The sequence below is a fragment of the Taklimakanibacter lacteus genome, from assembly GCA_003576695.1.
Taxonomy (GTDB): domain Bacteria; phylum Pseudomonadota; class Alphaproteobacteria; order Rhizobiales; family Aestuariivirgaceae; genus Taklimakanibacter; species Taklimakanibacter lacteus.
In genome coordinates this window covers 138,417-154,583 of sequence record QOZQ01000007.1, presented here as the reverse complement: position 1 = coordinate 154,583, position 16,167 = coordinate 138,417, and the positions used below count along the sequence as shown (strand labels likewise).

The 16,167-nt window shown below is 61.6% G+C and carries 15 protein-coding genes; 1 reads left to right on the top strand and 14 read right to left on the bottom strand.

Going from position 1 to position 16,167, the window contains the following annotated elements; genetic code table 11:
* Positions 1-4: 4 nt before the first annotated feature.
* From DT068_RS15615 to DT068_RS15600, 4 genes are read right to left on the bottom strand one after another with little or no spacing between them, the layout of a single operon-like run.
* Positions 5-1,879, bottom strand: a complete 1,875-nt coding sequence (locus DT068_RS15615) for a heavy metal translocating P-type ATPase (protein WP_119390795.1) — start codon at positions 1,877-1,879, stop codon at positions 5-7.
* 31 nt (positions 1,880-1,910) lie between these two features.
* Positions 1,911-2,609, bottom strand: coding sequence for a CBS domain-containing protein (locus DT068_RS15610; RefSeq protein WP_119390794.1), 699 nt, complete (start codon positions 2,607-2,609; stop codon positions 1,911-1,913).
* Positions 2,606-3,097, bottom strand: a complete 492-nt coding sequence (locus DT068_RS15605; RefSeq protein WP_119390793.1) for a hypothetical protein — start codon at positions 3,095-3,097, stop codon at positions 2,606-2,608. The genes DT068_RS15610 and DT068_RS15605 overlap by 4 nt, the downstream gene beginning before the upstream one ends.
* A 9-nt stretch (positions 3,098-3,106) precedes the next feature.
* Positions 3,107-3,811: a helix-turn-helix domain-containing protein gene (locus tag DT068_RS15600; protein WP_162914222.1), complete on the bottom strand. Its 705-nt coding sequence runs from the start codon at positions 3,809-3,811 to the stop codon at positions 3,107-3,109.
* A 110-nt stretch (positions 3,812-3,921) separates the two neighbouring features.
* Here DT068_RS15600 and DT068_RS15595 point away from each other — a divergent pair, with 110 nt between their 5' ends.
* Positions 3,922-4,686 (top strand): response regulator, encoded by a 765-nt coding sequence (locus DT068_RS15595; RefSeq protein ID WP_368904754.1) that lies wholly within the window; start codon positions 3,922-3,924, stop codon positions 4,684-4,686.
* 32 nt (positions 4,687-4,718) lie between these two features.
* Here DT068_RS15595 and DT068_RS15590 read toward each other — a convergent pair whose 3' ends face one another.
* From DT068_RS15590 to DT068_RS15545, 10 genes are all read right to left on the bottom strand, one after another.
* A complete protein-coding gene (locus DT068_RS15590; protein WP_368904778.1) occupies positions 4,719-7,112 on the bottom strand; it encodes a phosphoketolase family protein in 2,394 nt (797 codons plus the stop codon).
* Positions 7,113-7,203: 91 nt separating this feature from the next.
* Entirely contained in the window at positions 7,204-8,073 is an 870-nt protein-coding gene (locus DT068_RS15585) for a universal stress protein (RefSeq protein ID WP_119390790.1), read from the bottom strand.
* 77 nt (positions 8,074-8,150) lie between these two features.
* Positions 8,151-9,710, bottom strand: coding sequence for a PAS domain S-box protein (locus DT068_RS15580; protein ID WP_162914221.1), 1,560 nt, complete (start codon positions 9,708-9,710; stop codon positions 8,151-8,153).
* A 94-nt stretch (positions 9,711-9,804) separates the two neighbouring features.
* On the bottom strand, positions 9,805-10,650 hold the full coding sequence (locus DT068_RS15575; RefSeq protein WP_119390788.1) for a universal stress protein: 846 nt from the start codon (positions 10,648-10,650) through the stop codon (positions 9,805-9,807).
* An 83-nt stretch (positions 10,651-10,733) separates the two neighbouring features.
* Positions 10,734-11,438, bottom strand: coding sequence for a DUF1003 domain-containing protein (locus tag DT068_RS15570; RefSeq protein ID WP_119390787.1), 705 nt, complete (start codon positions 11,436-11,438; stop codon positions 10,734-10,736).
* Positions 11,439-11,448: 10 nt separating this feature from the next.
* On the bottom strand, positions 11,449-12,423 hold the full coding sequence (locus tag DT068_RS15565; protein WP_119390786.1) for a zinc-dependent alcohol dehydrogenase family protein: 975 nt from the start codon (positions 12,421-12,423) through the stop codon (positions 11,449-11,451).
* Positions 12,424-12,437: 14 nt separating this feature from the next.
* Positions 12,438-12,848, bottom strand: a complete 411-nt coding sequence (locus tag DT068_RS15560; protein WP_119390785.1) for a hypothetical protein — start codon at positions 12,846-12,848, stop codon at positions 12,438-12,440.
* A gap of 27 nt (positions 12,849-12,875) precedes the next feature.
* Complete coding sequence (locus DT068_RS15555) at positions 12,876-13,334, bottom strand: host attachment protein (RefSeq protein WP_162914220.1); 459 nt, start codon at positions 13,332-13,334, stop codon at positions 12,876-12,878.
* Positions 13,335-13,470: 136 nt separating this feature from the next.
* Positions 13,471-14,991, bottom strand: coding sequence for an aldehyde dehydrogenase (adh, locus tag DT068_RS15550; RefSeq protein ID WP_119390783.1), 1,521 nt, complete (start codon positions 14,989-14,991; stop codon positions 13,471-13,473).
* Positions 14,992-15,127: 136 nt separating this feature from the next.
* Positions 15,128-16,093: a helix-turn-helix domain-containing protein gene (locus tag DT068_RS15545; RefSeq protein ID WP_119390782.1), complete on the bottom strand. Its 966-nt coding sequence runs from the start codon at positions 16,091-16,093 to the stop codon at positions 15,128-15,130.
* Between the last annotated feature and the right edge of the window lie 74 nt (positions 16,094-16,167).

Here is a 16,167-nt window from a genome sequence, read left to right as displayed (position 1 = left end):
TAGGCTATCTCAGCACGCGAAGCGCGTTCAGGATGACCAGCACGTCGATGATCTCCTGGAATATCGCGCCGTTGACAGGGGGCAGATAGCCGAAAGCCGCGCCGATCATGCCGGCTCCCGACAAGGCGAGGCCGGCCACGACGCTCTGCAGGGCGATGGTGCGCGTGCGCCGCGCAATTTCAAGTGCGGGGAGAAGCGCATCAAGGCGATCCTGAACAATCACGACATCGGCGGTTTCCGATGAAGCTGCCGCGCCGGTCGCTCCCATCGCGACCCCTACATTCGCCGCCGCCAGGGCCGGCGCGTCGTTGATGCCGTCTCCGACCATCATGACCGGCGCTTGCTTTGCCTCGGCATTGACGATCGTCACCTTGGCATTGGGATCGAGACCACCTCTGACGAGATCGATCGGCAGATCCCGGGCAACCGCTTCGGCGACATCCTGACGGTCGCCACTGGCGAGAATGATGCGGCGGATGCCCATGCGACGCATGGCATCGAGCAGTGGCGAAACGCCGTCGCGAAGCCTGTCCGCCAGGCCGAACAGGGCCGCAACCTTGCCGCTGATCGCCAGGGCTGCGAGGACCATTCCCGGCGTGCCAGTCTCGAGTGCGAGCAGCTGGCGGTTCATCCGGGCATGCGCCCTTATATAGCCGAGGCCGCCTACGGCCATGGTCCTGCCTTCGACTTGCCCATGCAGGCCTTCGCCCGGAGTCTCGACGACACGGCGGGGAAAGGCAAGCGCCAGCCGCCGGGACTTCGCTTCGGCCACGAGCGCCCTGGCGATCGGATGCGTCGAGGCCTGATCGAGGGAAGCGGCCAGGCGCAATGCCTCGTTCTCGGAAAGTGGCGGGGTGACATGGGCGAAAGCGAGCCTGGGCGTGCCGCCCGTCAGTGTGCCGGTCTTGTCGAGCACGATGGTGCGTATGGTTGCCATCGTCTCGAGAATGGCACCGCCCTTCACCAGCACTCCGGCCCTTGCCGCTCGCGAAAGGCCGGAAATGACAGCCACCGGCACCGCGAGTATGAGAGGACAAGGTGTTGCCACCACCAGGACACTGAGGCCGCGGCTGGCATCACCCGCAAGAGCCCATGCCGCGCCGGCCAGGGCGACGGTACAGCCCAGGAAGATCATCGCATAGCGATCCGCCAGGCGGGTCATGGGCGCTTTCGACAGCCGGGCACGCTCGACAAGACGCACGATGCCCGAGTAGGTGCTCTGATCGGCGTTGCGCCGGGCGACCAGAGTGAAGGTCTGGCCGATATTGCTCGCCCCGCTCAATACGTCGGCGCCCTTTTGACATCTGACCGGCAGGGCTTCCCCGGTCAGGCTTGAATAGTCGAGTATGGCATCGTTCTGGGCCACGCCATCGACAGGCAGGACTTCGCCGCTTCGCACCACGATCAGATCACCGGGAGCGAGCTGTCCGACCGCCACTTCCTCAAGTCCGTGGCCGGATTGCCGAATGGCCATGCGCGGCACACGCGCCAGCAGTGCCGTCATTTCGCGCCCGGCACGCCGGTCGGCGAAACTTTCGAGGAATTGGCCGCCGGAATACATTATGGCGACGACATTCGCGGCGAGTTCCTCGCCCAGGAGCAGGGCAACCGACATCGACAGAGCGGCGACAATGTCGAGGCCGACGTCTCCCCGCTTCAGGCTCTGCGCGATCTGCACAAGCAATGACAGCAGTACCGGCAGGGTGGTCAGGGCCCAGCTTGCGGCCGCCGCCGGAGCATTGTCCCATCGCTTGAACAGGAGGCCGATGGCGAGGCCGGAGATGGCGGCCATCAGCAAGATGGCGGTCAGGCGGTGTGGCCGGTTGATATTCGCGCTTGTGCCGGCCGCAGCGTGAGCAATGGAAGTCCGCGCAGTCATGGCCTTCTGATGATCCTGGGATCGGATACGGTTAAAACGGCGATCTGGCTGAGGATATCTGTGTCTTGACCAGCTTGTCGGTCACGCAATTCACGCCAGGGATGGACTCCGCCGCCGCAATCAATGCCGCGCGCTGAGCTTCGCTGCTGATGGTCCCAGTGATCTCGACATTGCCGTCTTTCACGGACACATCGATATTCGCCAGCGGTGCCCATGATTCGAGCGTGTAGATGGACAGCAGCCGCTGCTTTATTTCACGATCACCGCAAGACTCGCTCGGGGCATGCCGCACGGCCTCCACCAGGGCACGCAGCAGGTCTGTACGGCTGACAATTCCCACGAGCTTCCGGCCGTCGACGACCGGCACGCGCTTCACATTGTGCCGATCCATGATGTCGACAATTGCCTCAAGGGAGGCACTTTCCGGAACCACGAAGGGCGCTCCTGTCATGACATGCTGCACGCGCTTGCCATGAGCGCGGACGTAATCGGCCGCCAGCCGTTCTTCACCTGCCTGGAACTCGGAGAATCCGCTGCGCCGCAATCCGGTCGCGATCTCAGCTCGCCGCATGAGGTCACTTCCCGTGACCATGCCCACCAGTGCCCCGGACGAATCGACGACCGGGAGACCGCTGATCCGATGGCGTAACATCGTCTCGGCCGCCTCGAGGACGGATGCCTGGGGTGAGATCGATACAGGATCCCTCGTCATCAGCTCTCTTGCGATCATAGCCGGAGCTCCTCCGCAGTCGGATCGAAGTCATGCACCTCGACGGATCCGCTGCAGTTGCGCAGCATGGTGCGCATTGCGATGCGCTCCTCTACCATGCTGTGCAGTTCGGCAAGGAGCAGGAACTCGCCGCGGGCGAGGGCTTTGGTCAGGCGCTCGGCATGATCGAGAGGCAGCCATTGCAGCAGCATCTTTCCAAAGGCGTCCGCATTGCGGGCGATCACTTTTGGCATTGCGTCGGAATCGCATGCCAGCGCGACGATGCGGCTCGAATCGATCATCAGTCTGGGTGTTTGTGCGCTTCGGCTCACGATCCGCGCCAGCTCAAAGGCATGGCGCCGCTCGCCGGCGAAGTTTGCTTCCTGGGCGATGACGGAAATGACCTGCGGCTCGAGGTCGCTCTGGATAAGGTGCCGGGTGATCGTCAGCGCATCCTCGAGATTGGCTACGACTGCGACCGCGAAACGCCTATGGACTCTTTCATTCATGGGCCGCCCTTACCAGTTCTCACATTCGCCGGCGGCCAGGGCCTCGAGGCCATCGAGATCAAGGATCAGCAACCTGTGGATCTGCGGAAGCTGTATGATCCGCCTGGTGCGCAGCTTGGTCAGGTTCCGGCTGACCGTTTCGATTGTCAGCCCGAGGAAGTCCGCGATATCGCTCCGGCTCAAGGGGATTTCGACACTGTCGGACTCACCCTGCCGGCGGTGCAATTCGAGGATGAAGGCCGATAGCTTTTCAATTGCCGAGCGACGGTTGAGGACAGCAATCTGACCTCTCGCATTTTCGAGCTCCTGCGACAGGAGGCTGACCAGCTCCGGTGCCAGCGCCGGTTCATCGCGCAGGCGCCGGTAGGCGCTGGTCTGATCCAGGCTGCGCAGCCTCACCGACGTGACCGCCTCGGCGCTGCAGTCACGCATCGCCGCGGATTCGAAGCCCAATATATCGCCGGCAAATCTCAGTGAGATGATCTGGCGCCGCCCATCGCTCAGGACACGATAGAGGCGCACGAGGCCCGATTCGATCTTGTAGATATTGCGGTCACTGTCCCCCTGATGGAACAGGTGCTGCCCCGCATCCAGCCTGCGCAGGGATTGACTGGACATGATTTCACCGAATGTTTTCAGATGGTTGTACGGCTCGTCCGCGAACGGGATGGGGAGGCTGTGGGCTGATTCCAAACCTGCTGAAAGCTCCAACATGGCTAAACTCCTGAGCGTTGTGTGATGCTCAGGAAACGCCTCTCGCATCGCCACCGTTTGCCGCGATTGTGCCGGTTTGTGGCAAGTTGTGTCCTGTGTTACTCGTTGCCGTGACACTCACCGTCATCGCTCCAGCGGGATCGTCATTGAAAGCCAATCCAGTTCATATTGCTGTCGTGGATGATGAGCCGCCAATCCGCACTCTCCTGCGCAATTGCTTTGAGGCGGAGGGTTACCGGGTCAGCGAAGCAGCGAGCGGTGCCGAGCTCACCAAACTTGTGAAGGCCGGTGGAGTGGGTCTCATAACGCTCGACCTGACGCTGGGGAACGAGAGTGGGCTGGAGATTGCACGCGGTATTCGCGCCGAATCGCAGGTTCCGATCATCATGGTGACCGGCAAAGGTGATCTGATCGACCGTGTCGTCGGACTCGAGGTCGGGGCCGATGACTATATCGCAAAGCCCTTCCATCTGAGGGAAATGCTTGCTCGCGTCCGCTCGGTCCTGCGGCGCTCCGGTGCGCAGGCTGACCGCGGCGCGACCACATCCGCCATGGAGGTGATCTACCGGTTTGACGGCTGGGAATTCAACCTGACGAGACGCGAACTAAATCAACCGGATGGCAAACCGTGTTCCTTGACCACGGCTGAAATCGATCTCCTCGCCGTGCTGGTCAAGCGTCCCGGGCATGTGCTCTCCCGCGATGCGATCATGGACCAGCTCAAAGGCCATGACTGGGCTGCCAATGATCGCGCCATCGATAGCCAAGTCTCGCGCCTGCGCAAGAAGCTCGATGGCGACTCCGAAGCGACGAGCCTGATCAAGACCATAAGAGGTGCAGGCTACAGCTTCACGGGCAAGGTGATCAAAGCCTGACCAAGTCGTGGCTCGGGCACAGACAGGTGCTGCTACCGGCGTGTACCGTTCCAGTGCCATTCACGGACTTCCGGCATGTCCTGGCCCCATTTTCGTATATAGGAGCGATGTTCTGCGAGCTTGTCCTCCATCAGCAGATTCAATCGCGGCCGCTCTTTATCCAGGTCAGGAAGCCATTTGAGCACATTCTGGACCAGATGGAACCTGTCGAGACCGTTTAGCACGGTCATGTCGAAAGGCGTGGTCGTCGTTCCTTCCTCGTCATAGCCCCGCACATGGATATTGCGATGATTGGTGCGGCGGTAGGTCAGCTTGTGGATCGTCGCAGGATAGCCGTGATACGCGAAAATGACGGGTTTTCTCGTTGTAAAGATGCGATCGAACTCGTTGTCCGAGAGTCCGTGCGGATGGACCTCCTTGGGAAGCAGTGTCATCAGATCAACCACATTGACCACCCTGATCTTCAATCCCGGCAAGTGCTCCTTGAGGATCTGGACGGCGGCAAGCGTTTCGAGCGTCGGGGCGTCGCCGGCGCAGGCAATCACCACATCGGGGTCCTCGCCACGATTGGTCGAGGCCCATTCCCATATGCCGAGGCCGGCCTGGCAATGGGCTATGGCCTCATCCATCGACAACCACTGCCACGAAGGGGGCTTTCCGGACACGATGATATTGATCCTGTTCCAGGTGCGCAGGACATGGTCGGTGACCCACAGCAGCGTGTTGGCGTCCGGCGGGAGGTAGACGCGTACAACGTCGGCTTTCTTGTTGAGGGCGACGTCGATAAAGCCCGGATCCTGGTGGCTGAAGCCATTGTGCTCCTGATGCCAGACATGGCTCGACAAGAGGTAGTTCAGCGACGAGACTGGCCGCCGCCAGGCAATGTCACGGCAGGCATCCAGCCATTTTGCGTGCTGGTTGAACATCGAATCGACGATGTGGATGAACGCCTCGTAGCAGGAGAAGATGCCATGCCGGCCGGTCAGGATGTAGCCCTCGAGCCAGCCCTGACAGGTATGCTCTGACAGGATTTCCATGACCCGGCCCTCCCGTCCAAGGGCCACATCCTCAGGCAGGATCTCCGCCATCCACGCCCTATCCGTCACCTCGAAGACGTCCTGCAGCCGGTTCGAAGCGGTCTCGTCCGGGCCGACAATGCGGAAATTCCCCGTCGGCGCGTTCAGCTTCAGCACATCGCGCAGGAACCTGCCCATTGCCCTCGTAGATTCAGCTTTTGCCGAGCCCGGCTGCTCCACGACCACGGCGTGCTGGTGCAAATCCGGCAGGTGGAGCGGCTTGCGCAGCAGGCCGCCATTGGCATTGGGATTGGCGCTCATCCGGCGCGCGCCCAGGGGGGTCGTCGCGCGGATGGAAGCGAGGGGGGCTCCGCTCTCGTCAAACAGCTCTTCCGGGCGGTAACTTCTGAGCCAGCGCTCGAGAAGCCTTAAATGCTCCGGATTTTCCGCAAGTCCGGAAAGCGGCACCTGGTGCGACCGCCAGAAGCCCTCGGTCTTGAGCCCGTCGACCTGCTTCGGGCCCGTCCAGCCCTTGGGACTGCGCAAGATGATCATTGGCCATTTCGGGCGCGAGCGCATATCCGCTTCCTGCCGGGCGGTGATCTGAATGGCCCTGATGCGATCGAAGGCGTCATCGAGCGCCGTGGCCATCTTCTCATGCATCAAGCCCGGATCGTCGCCCTCGACAAGAAGCGGCTCATAGCCATAGCCAATGAACAGGGAATGCAGCTCATCGGCCGGGATGCGCGCCAGTATCGTGGGATTGGCGATCTTGTAGCCGTTGAGATGCAGGATGGGAAGAACGGCGCCATCATGCTTCGGGTTGAGAAACTTGTTGGAATGCCACGCCGTCGCCAGCGGGCCGGTCTCGGCTTCGCCGTCGCCGACGACGCAGGCGACGACGAGGTCCGGATTGTCGAAAGCCGCGCCAAAGGCGTGCGACAGAGCATAGCCGAGCTCGCCTCCCTCGTGGATCGAGCCGGGAACATCGGGCGCGGCGTGGCTCGGAATTCCGCCTGGGAAGGAGAATTGGCGGAAGAGCTTGCGCATGCCGGATTCATCGAGCGTCACATCCGGGTAAAGCTCGCTATAGGTCCCTTCGAGATAAGTATTGGCGACCATGGCGGGACCGCCATGACCCGGGCCGCAGACATAGATCAGATCTGCGTCCCTCTGCCGGATGACCCTGTTCAAATGGGCATAGATGAAATTGAGGCCGGGCGATGTGCCCCAATGTCCCAGGAGCCGCGGCTTGACATGCTCCAGGCGCAAGGGCTCGCGCAACAAGGGGTTGTCGAGCAGATAGATCTGGCCGACGGTCAGATAGTTCGCAGTGCGCCAGTAGGCATCGATGGCGCGGGATTCGTTCTCGGACAGGTAGCTGTGATGGCGGGATATCGATGCCTGCATTGTCATCTGAAACTCCTGTGGCGCGGATCGGCCTTGCTTCCATGGTCCTGAGGTAACGCTGAAAGCCTCATTTCGCTCCGCCGGTTCTGAGCTAATGCAACAGGAAAATCGGCCGTGCACCGGCTTCAAGCACCGCCTGGGTGCAGCCGCCGAAGACCATCTCCCGGATTCTGGAGCGGCTGAAGCCGCCCATCACCACGAGATCCGCCCTTGCGGCGAGGCTTGCCGACCACAGCACGTCGATTGTCGCCCGGTGGTCGAGCCTGAGGATTTCGGTCGTCGTTTCCATACCATGCCAGCGGAGCTGGTTCGCCAGATCCACCGCGCCATCCGCCGCGTGATCGTCCTTTTCGAGGACGCTCATCACCGCAACCTTGCGCGCCGCGGCGAGGACGGGCAGAGCAGCGCTCACGGCACGGGCAGCGGCGCCATGGTCCTTCCACCAGATCGCGATCTTGTTCAACTCCGGTGTTGCAGAGCCAGGCGGGATGATGAGAACCGGACGTCCGCAGTCCGTTACGAGGTTCTCCAGCAGGCTTTGCGACCAGCTGCGTTTCACCGCCGAGCGGCCGATGACAATGAGGTCGTGTGCCCGGGCCGCCCGGATGATCCCGTTGATGCCGGGGCCGAGCGGGCTCGCGATCCAACTGGCAGTCACCTGGCTCATGCCGGTTGGCGACGACATGCGCAGGATGTTCCTGGACGTGCAAAAGTCCGTTACATGCATGCGTGCTTTCATCGCCGCATCCTCGCTCTTCGGCAGCAGTTCCTTGAGCGCGGTTTCGAGCGCGCCCCCGCGTGCGAATTCGATATGATGATTGAATTCCGCAACTTCTATTGAGGCAAGCGGGATGTGGACAAAATCGAGATGAGCGTGGAGAGGGGTTGCTATTGCATGAGCCGCATCGAGAACGGAATTGTCGGAGCTGGTTCCACTGACGGCGACGAAAATTGACTTCATGACAGCACCATTTGACGCAATGGTGCTGATGTTAGGAGTTTCGGTGGAGCCCCACTTTGACGCAGGTCAACGGGAACTCACGCATTGTCGCCGAAGGCCGCATCGAGCGCCTGACGCAGATCGGTAAGGCGATAGGGTTTGCGGAGCAGCTTGAACTCGCCCAGGTCATCGGTGCGAAGAAGGTCTTCCGCATATCCCGACGTGAGCAGCACCCGGACTGCAGGGTCGATTTCCCTGGCCCTCTTGGCCACGTCATAACCGGACAGTCCGCCCGGCATCACCAGATCGCTGAACAGCAGGTCAATCTTGAGACCGTTCTCGAGCAGCCTGATGGCGCTGGCCCCATCGGGTGCTTCGTGAACCTCGTAGCCCAGTGTTCTGAGCCGCGTGACCGTCAAGCTTCTGACAGCATCGTCATCCTCGACCGCGAGGACAATTCTGCTCTGTCCCGCTCCGGTGTCGCTCTCGATCCCCGCCGCGCCGGGCGCGGCTGTCCCATCTACGCGCGGGAGATAGATGTTGATGGTTGCGCCATGGCCGACTTCACTGTGGATTGTAACATGGCCTCCCGATTGTTTGGCAAAGCCATAGACCATGCTAAGGCCGAGGCCTGTGCCGTGGCCTCTCGTCTTGGTGGTGAAGAACGGCTCGAAGGCGCGGTCCTTCACTTCTGCCGGCATCCCTATTCCCGTATCGGATACCGAAATCCGGACATAGTCGCCACGTGGCAACTCGACGTTGTTCCCGCTTCGAATCTCCTTCATTTGAGCGTTGCGCGTCTCGACCAAGAGCTTTCCTCCCTTGGGCATCGCGTCGCGTGCATTGATGGCGAGGTTCACCAGCGCACTTTCCGCCTGGGTAGGATCCGTTTTCACGGGCCACAGGTCGGGAGCCAGCACGGTAGACAAAGATATGTGTTCGCCGAGCGTGCGGCGCAGCATGCTTGTGACATTGAGGGCCAGATTGTTGATATCGAGAATCTCGGGCTCCAGATGACTCCTTCGAGCAAAGGCGAGCAGCCGGGACGTCAGCTTTGCGCCGAGGTCGGCGGCCTCCTGGGCATCACGCAGCATCTTGCGAAGATCATCACCTTGCATGCGCATCTCGATCAGCTCGAGGTTGCCGGTGATCACGGTCAGCAGATTGTTGAAATCGTGGGCAATGCCGCCGGTCAGCTGGCCAACCGCTTCCAGTCTCTGGGCCTGGGCGAGCTTGCGCTCGCTGTCCAGCAACGCCTCCTCCACCCGCTTGCGGTCACTGAGATTGGTGATGATCCCGGTAAAATAGCGCTCGCCATCGGCGATGAACTCGCTCACGGCCAGATCGATGGGGAAGGTCGCGCCATCCTTTCGCCTTCCGATAACCTCGCGGCCAATGCCGATGATCTTGCGCTTTCCGGTGGACAGATAGCTCGAGACATAGGCGTCGTGCTCGCTGTGGAAAGGCTCGGGCATCAGTATGCGGACATTCTGCCCGATCAGCTCGCGCGCCGCATATCCGAAAATCCGTTCGGTTGCGGGGTTCACGGAGTCGATGATCCCCCTTGTATCTATCGTGATGATGGCGGCAACGGCCGAGTTGAGAATGGCCTCGAGCTTGGATACCTCGGCGCCCTTGCTCAGTGGATTCTGGGGCATTTTTACCGGCTGTCTTGATCGATGACGCTGGGAGTCTAGCATCAGATCCGTTCAAGCCGGAAGCCTCTTTTGGCTCCGCAGGCTGCTCTTCCTCCTAGTGAGAGAGGAACAGCGGGACATCGCAATGCCGCAGGAGAGACTGGGTGACACCGCCGAGGATCAACTGCCTTATACGGGCATGCGCAAAGCCGCCCATGACAATCAGGTCGACCGCGGAACGCTCGGCATACTGACGCAAAGCATCGGCCACGTCGCCATCGCGCGCGGCGATGGTCTTGGCTTCGATCTGGACGCCATGAGCAAGCAGATGCGCCACGAGGGCTGAGCCCGGGATCGCGTTGGTGAGGTCCTTTTCCCCCACAACCTGCACGACTTCGATGGTTTGGGCGACACGCAGCAGAGGCAGTGCATCGAAAAGGGCGCGCGCCGCCTTGTTGCTGCCATCCCAGGCGACGACCACATGCCGGGCGCTGAACGCCTTGTGCTCCGCCGGCACGACAATGAGAGGCCGGCCACTGTCCAGCAAGGCTGCTTCGATGAGATCGCGATCGATGTCGATCGCCTGCGATTCGGTGTCGAGAATGATGAGGTCGTGCAGGCGGGCCTCCTTGGTAAAGTCCTCCACCAGCTTCAGGCGCTTGAGCTGGGGAGAGTGGACGGACGCGGCGACGCGAGCGGCCCGAGCCTCGGCTTCGATGCGCTTGACGGCCTCGCGCGCAAGTTCCTCGAGATGACGATTCTCCGCCGCCACTATGCCGGCGGCCGTTCCACTGACAAAAGCATGCGGCAGGACGAGCTTCGTCGATGGCGCATACACGGTCACCTGTGCATGAGCCTGCTTTGCCAGGGAGAGGCCATAGCTGACCGCAGCGGTCGGTTCCGCCTTGCTCTCGACGGTCAAGCCGATGAGGATGTTCTCGATATTGCGGATCTCTCGCATTGCCCACTCCTTTGCGTCAGGTCTATTTCATCTCTGCCGGAGAATTTTTGATCTGGCTCAATTGCCCGTGGACACGATCCGTCTCATTTTCGCGGCATCGACTGGCCTTGCATGATCTCGATCTGCAGCTCCTGAATTTCCGACAATCTCTGCCACTGATTGAACAGCAGGTGATCTATTTTCTCATGCAGGTGACGGATCTCGAGTTCCGCCTTCAGATTGATCCGGTAGTCATTCAGGGATCTCAGTCGGTCCTTGGCCTCCTGCCTGCGCTGGCTCATCATGATGATGGGAGCCTGTACGGCCGCGACGCAGGACAGGAGCAGGTTGAGGAGGATGAAGGGATAGGGATCGAAGCGGATTGAGCCTGCGCTGTTCAGGAGAATCCAGATGCCGAGACCCAGGGCGAAGAAGAGGAGAAAAATCCAGCTGCCGCCGAAATTGGCGAGATTGTCAGAGGCGCGCTCCGCGAAGCTGCGCCGGATAGCATAGTCTTTTTCGATATTCGCAGAGATCAGATCTCCTTCGACAAGGCTTCGGGCAACTTGCTGCTCGAGATGGGAGAGCTCGCCGCGCTCGGCTATCAGCATCTCCTCGACATAGGCAGCCCGGTAGCGATTGGATTCCTGCCGGCTGATCATCGCATGATTTGGCAGTTTGGGATGATCCTTGCGGACCCTGTCGACTATGGCCTGCCTCAGGAGCTCGATGGGGATGAGGTCGTGAACGGGATATGCGAGTCCGGTGACCGCACATCTTGATTTTGCATCCGGCTTCCGCTTCTTCACGTCGAAATCCTCACATCGACAGCACCGCCGCGCCCAGGACTCTGCCCTGGCGCAGGTCGGCCAACGCCCGATTGGCTTCGGCAAGCGGATATGTGGAAACCTTCGTCTCGATGCCCATTTGCGGAACCAGGCGGAAGAAGCCTTCTCCGTCATCGCGCGTGAGATTGGCTACGGAAACGACCTGACGCTCCTCCCAAAGCAATCGATAGGGAAAGCTTGGGATATTGCTCATATGTATCCCGGCACAGACGACGCGCCCGCCCTTGCGCACGGCCTTCAGAGCTTGCGGGACGAGCGTGCCAACCGGCGCATAGACGATGGCGGCATCCAATGGTTCGGGTGGCTCCTGATCGGACGCGCCAGCCCATTCGGCGCCAAGGCGCAAGGCGAAGGTCTGGCTGTCCGTGTCCCCTCCGCGTGTGAAGGCGAATATCCGCCGGCCCTCCCATTTCGCGACCTGCGCCACGATATGGGCGGCAGCGCCAAAGCCGTAAAGTCCCAGGCATTTTGCGTCGCCGGCCATCCGCAGCGACCGCCAGCCGATTAGCCCGGCGCAGAGCAGGGGGGCGAGCGATGGATCAGGCTTCCCGTCCGGCAGCGCAAAAGCATAGCGGGCATCGGCAACCGCGTGGGTGGCATAGCCGCCGTCGCGCGTGTAGCCGGTAAATAGAGGCCGGTCGCAAAGATTTTCGCGCCCCGACAGACAGTAGGCACATTGTTGGCATGTATGGCCGAGCCACGGAATTCCGACCCGCTGGCCCAATTCCAGGCGCGTGACTCCGGAGCCGATTTCCTCAATAAGCCCGACAATCTCATGGCCGGGAACAAGGGGCAGCGGGACCTTCGGCAACTCACCGTCGACGACATGAAGGTCCGTCCGGCAAACCCCGCAGGCGCCTATCCTGACGCGAATTTCGCCGGCTCGCGGAACTGGAGGAGAACGCTCGCGCATCACCAATGGCCGGCCATATTCAACCAGCATCATGGCGCGCGATGTGCTCAAAGCCTCTCGACCGTGACCACACGGTAGGTATGCGGCCCGTCGTCCTCCGTGATCGAAATATACTCGCCGACGGTGAACCGCTCGGCCGCAAAGTGGTATCCCCGGGGGTCTCCCTCGTCCCCCTTGATGTCATAGCGGAACGTCCACTGGCCGCCAGGCTGGCGGACCATGTGGCCGAGGTCGTGCTCCTCTCCTGAACGGTAGTGCACGACGCGGCACAGGTCGCGATGGGCTTTCCAAAGGTCACTGTCGATCCGGCCGGTTTTGCTCAGCGGCATCACGAGATCGTAGCCATGCTCATGGCTTCCCTGTGGATGGCCAGGCTCGCGTGCCAGACGCAGCCTGACCTTTGCAAAGCCCTTGGGAAATCGTCTGGATGCGTTGGCGTGTGCTGTTTTCGGAAGCATGGGGCTTCTCCTGGCGGTGAGGGGGAACTAGCTGGTCGCTTGCCCTGCGAGAAACACAGGCAAATGCCGGTACAGATCGTCGTCGGGAACCTTGGTCAGATCTTTGTCGATGCATTTGGCGAGCTTGCCGGCGAGGGCAGGAGGCAAAGCGTCGCGGAGCACTTTCTGGAGCTTGGCCGGTGCGATGAACACCAGCATGTCGAAATCGGCCAGCGACGCGTCTGCGCTGATATCCGCGGCGATTGCGCGTATGAAGCCGGTCTCGACCTTATCGCGGGGATTGCCTCTGGCCTCTATGGCATGGCGAGCGGTCGTTGCGCTCTCGCGTACACGTCCCGGCCTGTCGCGGGACAGCGCGGATGATTTCTCATGCATGTGCGCGGAGACGAATTTCCGGAAAGTATTGAAACGGCCGGGACCGGTGCGCTCGATATAGCGGGCGCGACCGCCATCGGCGATCAGGTACAGTGTTTTCGGCATGCGCATGATGGGCCTCCTTTTGCCCAATCCTAGGCGGCGCATCCGCATGCGGCTTTGATTTCCATCAATCGGAGCGCCGGGACGCTCCGAAGAACGCCCGGCGCTCTGGCCCCCTCTTATTGATCAGCGCGGACAGTGTCTGCTAGAAGAAGCCCAGCTTCTTCGGGCTGTAGCTGACCAGGAGATTCTTGGTCTGCTGATAGTGGTCCAGCATCATCTTGTGGGTCTCGCGTCCGATGCCGGATTGCTTGTATCCGCCGAAAGCGGCATGCGCCGGGTAGGCGTGATAGCAATTGGTCCACACCCGTCCGGCCTGGATCGCCCTGCCGAAGCGGTAGCAGGTATTGGCATCGCGGCTCCAGACCCCGGCACCGAGTCCGTAGGATGTCTCATTGGCGATGGAGAGAGCCTCTTCCGCCGTGCTGAAGGTGGTGGTGGACACGACCGGACCAAAGATCTCCTCCTGGAAGATCCTCATTTTGTTGTGTCCGCGGAATACGGTCGGCTGGATGTAATAGCCCCCGGCGAGATCGCCCCCGAGCTTTGCGGCGCCGCCGCCGGCAAGCACCTCGGCCCCTTCGTCGCGGCCGATCTGGAGATAGCGCAGGATTTTTTCCTGCTGCTCGGCGCTCGCCTGGGCGCCGATCATCGTCGCAGGATCGAGCGGATTGCCCTGGATGATCTGCCCGACCCGGGCCAGGGCCCGCGCCATGAAGCGGTCAAAGATGCTTTCATGGATCAGGGCGCGCGAGGGACAGGTACAGACCTCGCCCTGATTGAGCGCGAACATGACGAATCCCTCGATCGCCTTGTCGAAGAAGGCATCGTCATGGGCGGCGACGTCGGCGAAGAAGATATTGGGCGACTTGCCGCCGAGCTCCAGCGATACCGGAATGAGGTTCTCGCTGGCATATTGCATGATCAGCCGGCCTGTGGATGTCTCGCCGGTGAAAGCGATCTTGGCGATACGCTTGGACGAGGCAAGCGGCTTGCCGGCCTCCAGCCCGTAGCCGTTGACGACATTGACCACACCGGCAGGCAGCAGGTCGGCGATAAGCTCGAGGAGAACTAAGATGGAAGCGGGCGTCTGCTCGGCCGGCTTCAGGACGACGCAGTTGCCCGCGGCCAATGCGGGCGCGAGCTTCCATGTGGCCATCAGGATCGGAAAATTCCATGGAATGATCTGGCCGACCACGCCCAGAGGCTCATGGAAATGATAAGCCACGGTGTCGTGGTCGATCTCGGCGATCGAGCCTTCCTGCCCGCGGATGCAGCCGGCGAAATAGCGGAAATGATCGATGGCGAGGGGAATGTCAGCGGCTTTCGTCTCGCGGATCGGCTTGCCATTGTCCCAGGTTTCGGCCGTGGCGAGCAGGTCGAGATTGGCCTCCATCGCATCGGCTATCCGGTTGAGGATGACCGAGCGCTCAGCCGGCGAGGTGCGTCCCCAGGCCTCCCTGGCCGCATGCGCGGCGTCGAGCGCAAGCTCGATGTCGTCCGCATCGGATCGGGCGACCTGGCATACCCGCTTCCCGGTGATTGGCGAGATATTGTCGAAGTAACGGCCGGCCCTGGGTGCTACCCATCGTCCGCCGATGAAGTTGTCGTAACTCTTGGCGAACGGCGCCGCCTTGAGGGCGCGCTCAGCCACGTGAATATTCATTGCATGTCCTCCTTCATACAGGGGCGAAATCCATCATTCGCCTCTGCGGATCAGCCTTTCATGCCAGGCTGTGCGGGGAAAGGAGGGGGCGGCAGCCGGAAGATCATACTGTCTCACTGGCGAGACATAAGGCGTCTCAATGCGCGCACGCCAGCTCAACGCGCTCCATGCGGCGATAGAATGTCGCCCTGCCGATGCCGAGCCGTCGTGCCGCGGCAGTGACATTGCCGCCCGAGCGCGCCAGCGCCTGATGCAGCACCGCCCTTTCGCCGTCCCTGAAGCTTGTCCTGTCGGCCATGCCGATCAGATCGGCAAGGGGACGGGGAGCCATCAGGGGCTGCAATCCGAGACGAAACCGCACGCGTGCCGCGCGGGTAGCGCCGATGACGAGATCATCCCGATCAACGGCCAGCAGCGCGGGCCCTCCTGCCGAGCCGTCGGCCTCGGCGAAAAAAATCCTCGCATTGGCGTAGCGCAGGCAGAAATAATCGCGCTCGATCTGTTGCGCGGTACAATGCACCAGCGCCGCAATCACGCCGGCCATGGCTTCGCCATGGTCGGAGCGGCAGGTCGAAACATCGAGCGCCGCGACGAGCCGGCCCTCTGGATCGAAGATCGGAGAGTCCATGCAACTCACGCCGATATTGCGGCTGGCGAAATGCTCGTGGCGCAGGATCGCGACCTGCCTGGCTTCGACGAGGCAGGTGCCGATCCCGTTGGTTCCCTCCGCCGCTTCGCTCCAGCATGCACCTCGGACGAGGTTGAGCGTTTCGAACAGGGCCGTATCGCCGGCCGTGCAACGGCTCTCGATCACGACGCCGTTCTCATTCGCCAGGTAGATGCCGCATCCTGCGCGACAAAGAGTGCCGAACAGCGAGTCGAATATGGGAGATGCCACCGACAGCAACTCGCCGTTGGCTTCGCGCAGCCGCACCATCCCGCTTTCGCCCAGGCGTTCGCCGCGCAGAGATTCGGCCGGATCCAGGCCATGATGCAGCGCCGAGCGGCGCCACGATGCCGCAACGGCCGACAGGGCGGCGGCCTGGTTTGATTGCACGGTATTCAAGACGTGATCGCTATGCCTGATGCTTGTCTTGGCCATTATTCGCAATCCTCCTTTGCCCCCCGATGCCGCGGACTGACCGAGCCGAGACTAGGGCGAAGCCGCCAAACGAT

What these genes read in the sequence shown, in the direction of transcription:
- DT068_RS15590 (WP_368904778.1), bottom strand. Translation starts at nt 7,112, where the DNA reads ATGCAGGCATCGATATCCCGCCATCACAGCTACCTGTCCGAGAACGAA.
- DT068_RS15560 (WP_119390785.1), bottom strand. Translation starts at nt 12,848, where the DNA reads ATGCTTCCGAAAACAGCACACGCCAACGCATCCAGACGATTTCCCAAG.
- DT068_RS15585 (WP_119390790.1), bottom strand. Translation starts at nt 8,073, where the DNA reads ATGAAGTCAATTTTCGTCGCCGTCAGTGGAACCAGCTCCGACAATTCC.
- DT068_RS15610 (WP_119390794.1), bottom strand. Translation starts at nt 2,609, where the DNA reads ATGATCGCAAGAGAGCTGATGACGAGGGATCCTGTATCGATCTCACCC.
- DT068_RS15555 (WP_162914220.1), bottom strand. Translation starts at nt 13,334, where the DNA reads ATGCGCATGCCGAAAACACTGTACCTGATCGCCGATGGCGGTCGCGCC.
- DT068_RS15565 (WP_119390786.1), bottom strand. Translation starts at nt 12,423, where the DNA reads ATGATGCTGGTTGAATATGGCCGGCCATTGGTGATGCGCGAGCGTTCT.
- DT068_RS15605 (WP_119390793.1), bottom strand. Translation starts at nt 3,097, where the DNA reads ATGAATGAAAGAGTCCATAGGCGTTTCGCGGTCGCAGTCGTAGCCAAT.
- DT068_RS15575 (WP_119390788.1), bottom strand. Translation starts at nt 10,650, where the DNA reads ATGCGAGAGATCCGCAATATCGAGAACATCCTCATCGGCTTGACCGTC.
- adh (WP_119390783.1), bottom strand. Translation starts at nt 14,991, where the DNA reads ATGAATATTCACGTGGCTGAGCGCGCCCTCAAGGCGGCGCCGTTCGCC.
- DT068_RS15600 (WP_162914222.1), bottom strand. Translation starts at nt 3,811, where the DNA reads ATGTTGGAGCTTTCAGCAGGTTTGGAATCAGCCCACAGCCTCCCCATC.
- DT068_RS15615 (WP_119390795.1), bottom strand. Translation starts at nt 1,879, where the DNA reads ATGACTGCGCGGACTTCCATTGCTCACGCTGCGGCCGGCACAAGCGCG.
- DT068_RS15545 (WP_119390782.1), bottom strand. Translation starts at nt 16,093, where the DNA reads ATGGCCAAGACAAGCATCAGGCATAGCGATCACGTCTTGAATACCGTG.
- DT068_RS15580 (WP_162914221.1), bottom strand. Translation starts at nt 9,710, where the DNA reads ATGCCCCAGAATCCACTGAGCAAGGGCGCCGAGGTATCCAAGCTCGAG.